General features: G+C 47.4%; 11 protein-coding genes. 10 read left to right on the forward strand and 1 reads right to left on the reverse strand.

Going from position 1 to position 13,679, the window contains the following annotated elements; genetic code table 11:
- Positions 1-86: 86 nt before the first annotated feature.
- The 6 genes from ABW391_RS06520 (at position 87) to ABW391_RS06545 (ending at position 7,392) form a co-directional block, all read left to right on the forward strand.
- Positions 87-359 (forward strand): UBP-type zinc finger domain-containing protein, encoded by a 273-nt coding sequence (locus ABW391_RS06520; RefSeq protein WP_353481033.1) that lies wholly within the window; start codon positions 87-89, stop codon positions 357-359.
- Positions 360-391: 32 nt separating this feature from the next.
- Positions 392-1,795: an ATP-binding protein gene (locus ABW391_RS06525; protein WP_353481034.1), complete on the forward strand. Its 1,404-nt coding sequence runs from the start codon at positions 392-394 to the stop codon at positions 1,793-1,795.
- A 12-nt stretch (positions 1,796-1,807) separates the two neighbouring features.
- Positions 1,808-3,478 (forward strand): NAD(P)/FAD-dependent oxidoreductase, encoded by a 1,671-nt coding sequence (locus ABW391_RS06530; protein WP_353481035.1) that lies wholly within the window; start codon positions 1,808-1,810, stop codon positions 3,476-3,478.
- Positions 3,479-3,525: 47 nt separating this feature from the next.
- A complete protein-coding gene (locus ABW391_RS06535) occupies positions 3,526-3,951 on the forward strand; it encodes a DUF2147 domain-containing protein (RefSeq protein ID WP_353481036.1) in 426 nt (141 codons plus the stop codon).
- A 116-nt stretch (positions 3,952-4,067) separates the two neighbouring features.
- Positions 4,068-6,686 (forward strand): DNA gyrase/topoisomerase IV subunit A, encoded by a 2,619-nt coding sequence (locus ABW391_RS06540; RefSeq protein WP_353481037.1) that lies wholly within the window; start codon positions 4,068-4,070, stop codon positions 6,684-6,686.
- Positions 6,687-6,753: 67 nt separating this feature from the next.
- Positions 6,754-7,392, forward strand: coding sequence for a Uma2 family endonuclease (locus tag ABW391_RS06545; RefSeq protein ID WP_353481038.1), 639 nt, complete (start codon positions 6,754-6,756; stop codon positions 7,390-7,392).
- Here the strand turns inward: ABW391_RS06545 and panC are convergent.
- A complete protein-coding gene (gene panC / locus ABW391_RS06550; protein WP_353481039.1) occupies positions 7,379-8,242 on the reverse strand; it encodes a pantoate--beta-alanine ligase in 864 nt (287 codons plus the stop codon). The genes ABW391_RS06545 and panC overlap by 14 nt on opposite strands.
- A gap of 189 nt (positions 8,243-8,431) precedes the next feature.
- On the opposite strand from panC, the gene ABW391_RS06555 reads away from it, so the two are divergent.
- The 4 genes from ABW391_RS06555 to ABW391_RS06570 all read left to right on the forward strand — a co-directional run bounded on the left by ABW391_RS06555 (position 8,432) and on the right by ABW391_RS06570 (position 13,626).
- A complete protein-coding gene (locus tag ABW391_RS06555) occupies positions 8,432-9,253 on the forward strand; it encodes a glycogen/starch synthase (protein WP_353481040.1) in 822 nt (273 codons plus the stop codon).
- Positions 9,254-9,347: 94 nt separating this feature from the next.
- Complete coding sequence (locus ABW391_RS06560) at positions 9,348-10,712, forward strand: DUF4270 family protein (protein ID WP_353481041.1); 1,365 nt, start codon at positions 9,348-9,350, stop codon at positions 10,710-10,712.
- A gap of 232 nt (positions 10,713-10,944) precedes the next feature.
- A complete protein-coding gene (gene glmS, locus ABW391_RS06565; RefSeq protein ID WP_353481042.1) occupies positions 10,945-12,783 on the forward strand; it encodes a glutamine--fructose-6-phosphate transaminase (isomerizing) in 1,839 nt (612 codons plus the stop codon).
- A gap of 81 nt (positions 12,784-12,864) precedes the next feature.
- Complete coding sequence (locus ABW391_RS06570; protein ID WP_353481043.1) at positions 12,865-13,626, forward strand: DUF4290 domain-containing protein; 762 nt, start codon at positions 12,865-12,867, stop codon at positions 13,624-13,626.
- The last annotated feature ends 53 nt before the right edge of the window (positions 13,627-13,679 follow it).

Raw genomic sequence — 13,679 nt, forward strand, 5'->3', positions numbered from 1 at the left:
AAGCTCACTTGAAATGAACCGTTCGACTTCCTATTCAAAACCCAAAATCGGGAAGATAATTTTTCTGCGTTGTTGAATAAAAATTGATGATGAGCCAAGAACCTTGTACCCACTTGCCCAATGTTGAAGACATCAAGAAAGCCAAAGCTTATGAATGTGTGGAATGCGTCAAAACTGGCAGTCACTGGATGCACTTGCGCACCTGCCAAACTTGCGGCGAAACGCATTGCTGCGATTCTTCAACCAACCAACACGCCACCAAGCATTATCATGCCAGCGGCCATCCGGTAGTGAGTTCTGCCGAGCCAGGCGAAAACTGGTTGTGGTGTTATGCCGACGATTTTTTTTATCCGTTTTAATCTCATTCCCTTAACCTCCCAGAAATCACCCCATGCAAATACTCGAAAAACACCAAGATTTACTGTCTACCCTCGCCAAATTCGAGCTTTTTGAAGGCGTTGCACCTGCGGCGATTCAATGGTTCATCGACCATACCGAGTACCGACGATTTGAAGAAGGAGAGTACCTGTTTCGCCCCAATGAAGAAGCCAACCAACTCGTACTGATCACCAAGGGCGAATACGTTTTGCGCATGCAGCAAGGCAATGAATTTCGCGACATCGGGCAGTGGGGTGTTGGCAATGCCACCGGGCTGTTGCCTTTTTCGCGCATGAAAAAAACCACCGCTGCCGGAATTGCCCTGGAACCCCTGGAATTGCTGGCACTTCCGGGTACCTGCTTCACTGAAATGGTCACAGTCAGTTACGAATTGGTGCAAAACCTGGTTGCAGTGATGTCCAGTCGCATTAAGACCTTCACGGAGCAGCGTTTGCAAGACGACAAATTGATGTCGCTCGGCAAATTGTCTGCTGGCTTAGCACACGAACTCAACAACCCAGCCTCTGCCCTGGTGCGCAGTGCGGACGAATTGTACAATAAAATCCACCAATCACCCGAGCGCTTCAAGTCGGTGATCACCATGCGGGTGACGCCCGAAGAAACCGACGAACTCAACGTCATATTGTTTGGAAAAACCAGCCAAGGCCCTGCTAAAGAACTCAGCTTGATGCAGCGCGAAGCTTGCAAAGATGAGATCCTGGATTGGCTCGACGACGAAGGCATCCCCAACGGCGATGACATTGCAGAGACCTTCCTCGACTTTGGGTTGCGCCTGGAAGACCTGGAAAACATGAAGGCCGCCGTCAAAGGCAAAGACATTGAAGCCATCCTGTGGTGGGTAGAAAGTACCCTGAGTTTGGAACGTTTGGTGAAAGAAATCCGCGAATCCGCGGATAGGATTGGTCGCCTGGTGCGATCCGTAAAAACCTATACCCACATGGATCAGAGTCAGGATTTGCAAGCCAGCGATTTACACGAAGGCCTGCGCAGCACCATGACCATGCTCAAGCACAAAATCAAGGAAAAAAACATCCAAGTGATCAAGGAATTTGCCGAAGACATGCCTCTGGTCAAACTATATCCTGGCGAAATCAACCAGGTGTGGACCAACCTGATCGACAACGCAGTAGATGCAATGCCACCCGACGGAACGCTCAAAATACATACCCACGTCAAAAACCACAAGGCCATTGTAGACATCATCGACAGTGGATCTGGGATACCTGAAGACATCCGCACCAAGATTTTTGACCCCTTTTTTACCACCAAAGGAGTGGGCAAAGGCACTGGAATGGGGCTGGAAATTACGCGCCGCATCGTACTCAAGCACCACGCCGACATTCAGGTCAAATCCCAGCCTGGCGAAACCATTTTCACCGTTTGTTTTCCGCTTTAAATCTAAAATGATATGGCTACCGATAAGAAACCCATCATTTTTTCCATCGACGATGATCCGCAGGTATTGCGCTCGCTCAAAAACGACTTGCGCAACGAATACAAAAATGATTACCGGATCATCAGTACCGAATATCCACAGGAAGCCCTGGATAGCTTGCCTGAACTCAAAAAACAGGGCGAAACGGTAGCATTATTCCTTTCCGATCAGCGCATGCCCGATATGCTGGGGGTAGATTTTCTGGAACAGGCCAAAAAGTTTTTCCCAGAGGCCAAGCGAGTGCTGCTCACGGCTTATTCGGATACCGAGGCGGCCATTCGCGCCATCAACAACGTGGGACTGGATCACTACCTGCTCAAGCCCTGGGATCCGCCCACTGAAAAACTCTATCCCGTACTCAACGACTTGTTGGATCAATGGCAAAACAACTACATCCCCGAATTCCGGGGCATCCGGCTGATTGGCTACCAGTATTCGCCAAAATCGCATGAAATCAAGGATTTCCTATCCGGCAACCTCTTTCCCTACCAATGGCTGGACATGGAAAGCGATACACGCGCCGTGGAATACCTGGAATTGCACCAATTGGAAATCAAAGACTTGCCCGCGCTTGTATTTGAAGACGGAACCATATTGACGAGTCCCAACAACTCAACACTGGCCTCAAAACTTGGACTTTCCACACAGGCCAAACAAGAAATGTACGACGTGGCCATCATTGGCGCAGGGCCTGCTGGCTTGGCAGCAGCGGTTTACGGTGGTTCCGAAGGTTTGAAGACGCTCATGATTGAGCGCCGCGCACCCGGTGGACAGGCAGGAACCAGCTCACGGATCGAAAACTACCTGGGGTTTCCGGAAGGGTTAAGTGGGGCCAATCTTACACTGCGGGCACTGACTCAGGCCACGCGCCTGGGAGCAGAGTTTTTGTCAACGCAGGGGGTAGAAAAGATTGAGGTTGAGGGCAACTACAAAAAACTGATCTTTGGCGACGGCAGTTTTGTGTACGCCAAAAGCGTGATCATCGCTACTGGCGTGGATTACCGCAAGTTGCCCGCTAAGGGAGCTGATCAATTCACCGGGGCAGGGGTCTACTACGGCGCGGCCATCACCGAGGCCAATGCCTGCCGCGAAAAACAAATTTATGTGGTAGGCGGAGGAAACTCAGCAGGTCAAGGCGCCGTATACCTCTCGCAATTTGCCCAAAAAGTACACATTGTAATCCGCCGCGAAGACCTGAGTTCCACCATGTCTGCCTACTTGATTGAGCAGATCAAGGCCATTCCCAATATCGAGATTTTGGGTAAAACGGAAGTGGTGGAAGCCCTGGGCCACGAAAATCTGGAATGTATCGTACTGGAAGACATCGAAACCAAAGAAACCCACCAGGTGAAAGCGGACTCTTTGTTCATCTTCATCGGTACCCGCCCAGCCACCGACTGGCTACCCGACAACATCTTGCTCGACGACAAGGGCTTCGTCGAAACGGGCAAGGAACTTCGCCAATACCCCCAATTCAAATCCATTTGGAAACACCAACGCGAACCTTTTTTATTGGAAACCTGCCAGCCGGGAATTTTTGCAGCAGGTGATGTACGCGCCGGGGCAATGAATCGGGTAGCTTCCGCAGTGGGCGAAGGCGCCATGGCGATTAAGTTTGTGCACGAATATTTGGCGGAGGTGTGAGGACAAATGAACCAGCACTTATTTTAATTTTTTTTAACCCAAACAAAATGAAAATCGCTTTCACCTTTTTAGTTGCCATCATTGCAATGACGTCCATGAGTTTTTCGAACTCAAACGCCAGTTTGGATGCAGATCAAATTATTGGCCAATATTGGTCACCAGACAAAGATGGGAAAATTGAAATTTTTAAAACGGGCAGCAAGTACCACGGCAAGTTGCTTTGGGTCAAAATCCCGAAGAAGGACACCAAAAACCCTGACCCGGCTTTAAGAAATCAGGATGTAATCGGCTTGGTTTTTCTTAAAAATTTTGTTTTTGTTGATGGAAAATATACTCAAGGTACGGTTTACAATTCTCTGAATGGCCATTCCTACAGTTGTCAAATGTGGCTAGAGGAAGGCAACCTGAAAATGAGGGGTTTTGTGGGCATTTCCTTGCTGGGCAGAACGGAAACTTTTGAAAAAATTCGATAAAAAGGCCATTTCAATCAGATTTGTTGCATTTTTTTAATCAAAAACAATTTGTGTTTAAAATTATTTTCTTTACCTTTGCTACTTAGCATGCTCATCAGGCAAGTTTTTTTCAAGGAATGGACAAGTTAACAACTCAAAGCAACGGCGACGGCAGCCAACTCATACACCTCCAGGGCATGTACCAGGATTACTTTCTGGACTATGCTTCGTACGTAATCCTGGAACGGGCAGTACCCCATATCGACGACGGACTCAAACCCGTGCAACGGCGCATTCTGCACGCTATGAAAGAAACCGACGACGGGCGCTACAACAAAGTAGCCAACGTAATCGGATTGACCATGCAATACCACCCCCACGGTGACGCGGCCATTGGCGATGCGCTGGTCAACATGGGCCAAAAAGAAATCCTGATCGATACCCAGGGAAACTGGGGTGATGTGGCCACTGGCGCAGGAGCTGCTGCACCGCGTTACATCGAAGGCCGTTTGACCAAGTTCAGCCTAGAAGTAGTGTTTAACCCCCAGACCACCGAGTGGCAAATGTCTTACGATGGGCGCAAGCGCGAACCCGTCACTTTGCCCGCCAAGTTTCCATTGCTTTTAGCAGCCGGTACCGACGGCATCGCCGTAGGTTTGTCTACCAAGATCATGCCCCACAACTTCATCGAGCTGATCAAGGCTTCGATTGATATCCTGAAGGGTAAAAAAGTGCAGATTTTCCCCGATTTCCAGACCGGAGCGATGGTCGACGTAGCCGATTACAACGGCGGCAAGCGGGGCGGCAAAATCAAGATCCGCGCCCTGATCGAAAAACTGGACAAAGACCTGCTGGCCATCAAGGAACTGCCCTACGCCGTAACCACTGAATCCCTGATCGAGAGCATCATCAAAGCCAGCGAAAAGGGCAAAATCAAAATCAAAAAGGTAATCGACCTCACCAGTCGAGACGTAGAGATCCAGGTGGAACTGATACCTGGTACTTCGCCCGACGTGACCATCGACGCCCTGTATGCCTTTACCGATTGCGAAGTTTCCATTTCGCCCAATGCCTGTGTGATCCACAATGACAAGCCACAGTTCATGACCGTGGAAGAGATTCTGGAGCACAATACCCTCCGTACGCGCGATCTCCTGCGCACCGAACTGGAGATCAAACTCGGCGAGTTGCTGGAAAAATGGCACATGGCCAGCCTGGAGAAAATCTTCATCGAAAACCGCATTTACCACAAAATCGAAGAATGCGAAAGTTGGGAAGAAGTACTCGTGACCATCGATCGGGAATTGCGCCGATATGTTGCCACTCCTGCCGACAATCCCAGCGCCAACGATACCCGCTTGCGGCTCATGCGCGACCTAAACGATGACGACATCGCCAAGCTGACCGAGATCCGCATCAAGCGCATTTCCAAATACAACACGTTCAAGGCCGATGAGCACATTGTGGCATTGGAAGAAGAAATGAAGCAAGTGCGCCACGATCTGGAGCACATCACCGACTTCAGCATCGCTTATTACCAGCGTTTGCTCGAAAAATACGGCAAAGGCCGCGAGCGCCGCACCCGCATTATGAACTTCGAGTCCATCCAGGCTACCGAGGTTGTGGCCAACAATGCCAAACTTTTTGTGAATTACACCGAAGGTTTCATTGGTTTTGGCTTGAAAAAGGACGAGAGCAACGTCTTCGTTTCTGAGTGTTCTGATATTGACGACATCATCGTTTTTCGCGCCGATGGCCGTTTTATGGTCAAGCGCATTGCCGATAAAGTGTTTGTGGGCAAAGACATCATCCACGCAGCAGTATGGAAGAAAAACGACGAGCGCAGCACCTACAACCTCATCTATTCCGATGGCGCCAATGGCCGCTGCTTTGCCAAGCGCTTCAACGTTACGGCCATCACGCGGGATAAGGAATACGTGCTTACTTCGGAAGCCAAAAACTCCAAGTTGCTTTACTTTACCGCCAACCCCAATGGGGAAGCAGAAGTAGTGAGCATTCAGCTTACCCTGGCCTCTACCGCCAAGAAAAAGCAGTTTGATTACGACTTAAAGGAATTGGCCATCAAAGGGCGCAGCTCCCTAGGCAACCTGATCACCAAGTACCCCGTGCGCAAGGTCAGCCTTAAGGAAGCAGGAAGATCAACCATCGGCGCGATCAAAGTGTACATCGACGATGTGAGTGGCCGACTTAACAACGATGGCCGTGGGCGCTTGATGGGTGAGTTTGATACTGGCGAACTGATGTTTATACTCTTCAAAGATGGAACGTATGAAATGACCGAACTGGACATGACCCGGCGCTACAACCCCGACGAATTGCTCTACGTTGGCAAATTTGATCCTGAGTTGGTCATCAGTGCGGTGCATTACGACGGCAACAAGGGTTTGACCATGGTCAAACGTTTCCGTGTTGAAACAACCAGACTCAAAGAGCGCTTCAGTTTCCTGACCGATCACAAAGACTCGCGACTGCTCTTTGCTACGACCGAGACCAATCCTCTGGTGCGCTATTCGATGAAATTGAAGAATAAGAAAATGCAAGGCGAAATCAATTTAGCCGAATTCATCGAAGTCAAAGGCTGGAAAGCGTTGGGCAATAAGTTGAGTGATCAAAAACTGAGCGAAGTAGAACTCATTGCGCCTTTAGTGCAGCCAGAGCTTGCCGCAGAGCCAGAGAAATTACAAACCGGAGACAGCATTGAGTTTGATGTTGATCCGCAAACGAAGTTGTTTTAAGAGCACTAGAAACTGTTCCTTGAGTTGCACTTTGATTCAAAAACCGCTATTTTTGAAAAAATGAGCCATGAGTTCAGCATTCGTTTCTTCTCCAACAGAAACTAAAGCAAAAGCAACCAAAAGAAAAATACCCGCCTACCTCGTTCGGGAGACGATTGAGGGGATGGATTTTTATTATCCAGGGTTTCGACAGGTACTGAACAAGCAAAAAAAACTAGCTGAAATTATTGGTGATAGTGGTTTGCATTTTTTTTTGAAAGACTATTTATACGATATTTTGAAAGCTGGTTTAGACAAAAATTTATACCGGATTGGATGCGGTGAATTGGGTTTTCACGCCAGTGTACGCAACAACATGGGCCTGGATGTGGTCATTTTTGATCGGGCAGTCCTAACCCCCGATAAAATCACCCCAAGGTATGTTACAGTAGCGCCTAAAGTGGTGATTGAAATTGACGTCAACGTAGAACTTCCGGATCGTGCCTCCGATCTTTTTCAAGAGTATGTGATCCGCAAAGTAGACAGCTTGTTCAAGCATGGCGTAGAAAAAGTGATCTGGTTCTTTTCCAAAAGCCGAAAAGTAGTGATCGCCCTCCCAGGACAGGCCTGGCAAATCGATGATTGGAATCAGGACGTAGAAATATTGGATCAAGTCAAAGTCAACATCGCTGATTACATTGCCCGGGAAGGGTTTATCCTGGAATAGTTTTTTGTGCCAAGGCCAAATTGTCAATCAACCTGACCTCCCCTACCCAGGTCGCTACACAGGCTACAATCCAGTCGTGTTTGGTTGGATTTATGATGGGCTGTAGCGTTTTTCCATCCACAATTTGAAAATATTCGGGGCGAAAATCTGGCAAACTCAGGCGTTGCAAAGCTGCTGTTTCAATCTCGGCAATCGCTCGAAGGTCCAATTGCGATTTGGCCCATTCCAGGGTTTGATAAATGATGGGCGCAGCCTGGCGTTGTGTGGAGCTTAAGCGCACATTGCGCGAACTCATGGCCAGTCCATCCGATTCCCGCACAGTGGGCACCATGACCAGTTCAACCGGCAACTGCAATTGACGAATCATATATCCTACAATGCTGAATTGTTGAAAATCTTTTTGCCCCATGTACAAGCGATCGGGCTGCACGATGTCGAGCAGGCGCTTCACCACTTGTGCCATCCCCTGAAAATGCCCTGGCCGAAAGGCACCTTCCATCACTTGATCCAATGGATTTAGGTCCAATTTTAAGGTGAGGTCCAAACCTGGAGGATAAATTTCTTCTACCGAAGGCATAAAAACCACTTCTGTACCAACCGATTCCAACATTGTGAGGTCTTTCTCTGGAGTACGCGGATATTTTTCCAGATCCTTAGGGTCGTTGAATTGAGTCGGATTCACAAAGATGCTGCACACCGTACAAGCGTTTTGCGCTTTGCTGTGGCGCATCAAATCAAGGTGCCCTAAATGTAGGGCGCCCATGGTTGGTGCAAAGCCAATCTGCTCGCCATTGGCACGGCGAGAATTGAGGTACTGCTGAAGTTCACTTACGGTTTTGAACACAAACATCTTTGGCAATGAATTGTTAACAATGTGGGGTTGTTGTCTACTTCGCTCTTCGGAAGCAAAATTGGCGCAATTTAGGCATGCGCGGCAAACAAGTTGCTCATTAATAAGGAAAAGTGGTCAATATTTCTTAATTTTGCAACTCGTTCGCTGACGCCTTGTCAAAACAAGGCTAATTAATGTCCCGGCTATATGAGTAAGAAGAAAGTGCTGATTGTGACGCAAGAGATGGAGCCTTATACTGTTGCTTCTGAGATTGCAGCTATGGCTCGAAAATTGCCACAACACATCCAGGAAAACGGGCTGGAGATCAGGGTGTTAATGCCAAGATTCGGATCTATTAACGAACGAAGGCATCGACTACACGAAGTAGTGAGGCTCTCTGGGATGAACATCATTGTTGACGATGACGATTATCCGTTGATCATTAAAGTTGCTTCTCTTCAGGAAGCACGGATGCAAGTCTATTTTTTAGACAATGATGACTTCTTCCGCCGCAAATCTGTGTTTGTGGACGATAATGGAATCCCTTTCGACGACAACGCCGATCGAACCGTGTTCTTTTGTAAAGGTGTAATCGAAACCGTAAAAAAATTCGGTTGGCCACCTGACGTGGTACATTGCCTTGGGCCAATGACCAGTTTGATTCCGTTTTACCTCAAGACTGCCTATAAGAGCGATCCATTGTTCCAACATACCAAAGTCGTTTACTCGGTATACAACGAACACCTGGAAGACTCCTTCAATCTGGAAACCTTTATGGCAAAGGCTGGCATCAACAACATTTCAGTTGAAGATCTGGCTGCTTACCAAACGGACGGCGCAGTTACCCTACACAGAGGAGCGATTGCCTGTGCCGATGGAGTGGTAAAAGGGAGCCATAGTTACAGCGATGAAATTCAGGAGATTTTGGCTCAAACCGAAAAACCGGTAATTGATGGCCAAAGCCCCGAAGATTTGCCAGAAATTATGGATTTCTACCAAACCTTAATGGGAGAGATTGTAGAGCAATAAGCTGTTTTCTGCTTGAATCGTTTTTGTACAGCGATCTGACATAACCAACTGTTTGATCGCTGTATTACATTTGGATCAATTTTTATACTTCAACATGAAGAATTTTCTTTTTCACCTGACATTTTTAGGCTTTTGCCTGGCAAATTTGTTTTCTTGTACCAATCCTCTTGAGACTGGTTCGGGATTATTGGACGATGATTTGATCAATGTTCAAAATATCGACACCTTCAAAATTACGTCTACCACCATCCCTGGTGATTCCTTGTTGGTTTATTCAATTCCGACTACCGCCAGCAGTGGTCTGATCAACCGGTATTTTTTTGGCAAGTTAAACGACCCCATTTTTGGAATAACCGATGTAGTAATTCAGCCTCAATTGGTTCCCGTTGTACAGTTGCACCCTGGTTTGAAGATACAAGTGGACTCGTTGGTTTTGGTACTCCCTTACAGCAAGGACTACCTTTATGGCAACAAAGCCCAACGATTCGATCTCGAAATTCGCGAATTGGCCGATTCCTTTAAACTGGACGTCAATTATTTCTCCAATCAAAAATTACCAGCAAAGTCATCTGTGGTGTTCGGTACCTCATTTGTACCCAATCTGGATTCGGTTAAGATCATCGACCTAAGCATCGGTGCGAAGACCCAACTTAAATTGCCTGCACAATTGAGGGTAAAATTTAATGACACCGACAACTTTGTCGATCGATTGTTGGCCATCGATACTGCGGTCTACAGAAACCGAACCAAATTTTTGAAGGCCATTTATGGTCTACAGCTGCGGGCTACCAATGCGGGCAAGGGACTGGCTGCATTCGACCTAAGTTCAAGCAATGCAGGATTGTATTTGTATTATAAAGACGTTTCGGGAGCAACCCCGGTATTGGCGCAATACAAATACGCCTTTGCATTTGTGGTTGGAGAATCGATAGAACGCGACCGAGGCACTTCACTTTTAGGCAAATACCTGAAAGACGAACCCAATCCAGAATATGTTTTGCTGCAAGGTCAGGAAGGCTCCAATGGCAAGTTTTCAATTCCAGGACTGAAAAACCTGAAAAACGTATTGATCCACAAAGCCGAATTGGTGGTCAAAGTAGCCCGTATTGAAGGCGATGAACCTGCTTTCTTTACACCCAGCCCCCGCTTATTGGCCATTTATCGCAACAGCAAAGGCACCTTGAATCTGGTCAGAGATTTTAACCTTGCATCTCAGTCCAGTAGCCTCAATCAAATTTACAATGGCCTTTACACCAGTGGTGTCAACAATGAGCCGGGTACATATACGATCAACCTTACTTCTCACGTTCAAGACATTATAGCAGGAAAAGCACCTTCGGATATTATCTTGAAAGCTTTCCCTTTAGCCGAATCAGCCGCAAGAACCACGCTTTACCGTGCCGATCACCCCGTGCACGGTGCAAAACTAAAACTGTACTATACCCAATTAAACCAGTGAAAAGTGGCAAATGAAAAGTCAATGTGCTTAACAATCACTAGTAAGTGACTCGGGGATATTGACGCAATTATTGAACAGGGTGTTTTTGCTTTGCATGAAAAAAGATGCAAGGCAAAAAGAACACCTTCAATAATTATTAATTACATTTGATTACTTAAATTACAAGGGATTACGCATAATAAATCCTTTGTAAATTGTCATTGTCATTGTTCACTGTAAAACTACTAGCAAAATGTGTGGAATCGTTGCCTATTTGGGCTCTGCGGAAGCCTACCCCAAACTCATCAAGGGATTAAAAAGACTCGAATACCGTGGTTACGACAGCTCTGGAGTAGCCTTACACGATGGTAATTTATTGGTTTACAAGAAAAAAGGTAAGGTCAGCGACCTCGAAAAACACGCCGAGCACCAGCCGCTGAAAGCTACTTTGGGAATCGGGCATACCCGCTGGGCTACCCACGGGGAACCCAATGATGTGAATGCTCACCCGCACTTGTCGTCCAATGGTCGTTTGGCCTTGGTGCACAACGGCATCATCGAAAACTACGACTTGCTCAAAACTGCCTTGCTGAAAGAAGGCCACGTTTTTCACAGCGATACAGATACCGAAGTACTTGTCAACCTGATTCAGGCCGTACAAGACCGCGATCAATTGCCCCTGGAAGAGGCCGTTCGTTTGGCACTTACCCGTGTAATTGGCGCATACGCCATCGTGGTACTTGACCAACACGAACCCGATAAATTGGTGGCTGCACGCAAAGCAAGTCCACTGGTACTGGGATTGGGAGATAATGAGTTTTTTGTTGCCTCCGATGCTACTCCAATTGTAGAACATACCAACCGTGTCATTTACCTCAACGACGAAGAGATTGCCGTGATACACCGAGATGGCCATTACGACATCAAGAGCATCAGCAACGAATCGCAGACTCCGTTTATCCACGAGTTGGACATGAAAATCGAGATGCTGGAAAAAGGCGGTTACGATTATTTCATGCTCAAGGAAATCAACGAGCAACCCAACACCCTGCGCGATTGCATGCGGGGTAGGATCAATGCCGATGAAGGCTGGATTCATCTGGGTGGCCTTGCCGAATACGCCAATAAAGTCTCCAATGCCAAGCGCTTTGTAATGATTGGCTGTGGAACGTCCTGGCACGCTGGCCTGATTGGTGAGTACCTCTTTGAAGACTTGGCCCGCATTCCGGTTGAGGTGGAATACGCATCAGAGTTTCGCTACCGCAATCCGGTCATTTCTGAAAAAGACGTGGTCATTGCCATTTCTCAATCTGGTGAAACTGCGGATACGCTGGCTGCGCTTGAAATTGCCAAAGAGAAAGGAGCCTTTTTGTATGGCATTGTCAATTCGGTTGGTTCTTCCATCGCACGCACTACCCATTCTGGCTCCTACATACATGCGGGACCCGAAATCGGGGTGGCTTCCACCAAGGCTTTTACAGGTCAAGTTACCTTGCTGACGCTGATGGCTTTGTACCTGGCGCACCACAAGGGCACTATTTCTGAAGAATATTACCGCAAATTGATCGTAGAACTGACTTTGATCCCAGAAAAGATTAAAAAGGTATTGCAACAAGACGATAAGATCAAGTATATTGCAGCGGAAATCAAAGACAACCAAAACGCCATTTACCTTGGTCGGGGGTACAATTTTCCAGTTGCTTTAGAAGGAGCGCTCAAATTGAAGGAAATTTCTTACATCCACGCCGAAGGTTATCCGGCAGCGGAGATGAAACATGGCCCGATTGCGCTCATCGATGAAAACATGCCTGTCATTGTGATTGCTACCAATCGCAGCGCTTATGACAAAATCGTCAGCAACATCCAGGAGGTCAAAGCACGCAAAGGAAGAGTAATTGCCATTGTGCCCGAGGGTGACGAAACCATCAGCAAAATTGCGGATTACACCATCGAAATTCCTGAGACAGAAGACCCACTTTCGCCATTGTTGGCGGTTATCCCCTTACAACTGCTTTCCTATTACACAGCAGTAATGAGAGGCTGTAACGTAGATCAACCCCGCAACCTGGCTAAATCAGTTACCGTAGAATAAAACTTTACTTGGGTTTTCAACCAATAACCTCGTCAGGCACTGCCTGCACAAAACCTGAGTGTAGTAAATAGAACCAATAAAATGAGTAAAAAAGAAGCACTCAACATGGAGTACAACTCTCAAAAGGATGAGCTAATCATCCCTGAATATGGGAGAAATGTACAAAACATGATTTTTTACGCCAAAGCTATAGAAGACGATCGCGCTCGCCAACAAGTGATTGAGGAAATCATCGACATGATGATGATGATGCACCCTCAAAACCGCAACCTGGAAGATTACCGGATTAAATTGTGGCGGCATGTGTTTAAAATTGCCAGCTACGATTTGAACGTGCAGCCTCCCAGCGGCATCACCCCTTCTCCAGAAGACGACAACCGCAAGCCCGATAAAGTCAACTATCCTAGTGCCGAACCTGGCTACCGCCACTATGGCAACAATGTACAGCGGCTGATTCGTCGTGCATTGGAAATGGAACCAGGCCCCAAGCGCAACGGTTTTGTAGCCACCATTGCCTCTTACATGAAGCTTGCCTACCGCACCTGGAACAAGGAGCATTTCGTAAGCGATGACATCATCAAAACCGACCTGGAAATCATTTCCAATGGCCAGTTGTCTCTGGATGAACTCGGATCGATCGAAAACCTCACGCCAGCCAATCAGGGTGGTATGAACAACAACAATAACCGCCGCCGCCCCAGCAACCAGGGCAGCAACAACCGCCAACAACGCAGCAACAACACTGGCGGTAGTGGTGGCCGTTCTTATGGTGGCCGCCAGCAAAACAGCAACAATGGCGGTAGTGGTGGAAAATTCAATCCGAGAAACAACAAACGGAAATAGACGACAACAAGTCTAAGTTTTAGGGTTTTAGGGGCCTCCTAAAACCCTAAAAC

Origin of the sequence: Haliscomenobacter sp., assembly GCF_040403615.1 — a bacterium.
Taxonomy (GTDB): Bacteria; Bacteroidota; Bacteroidia; order Chitinophagales; family Saprospiraceae; genus Haliscomenobacter.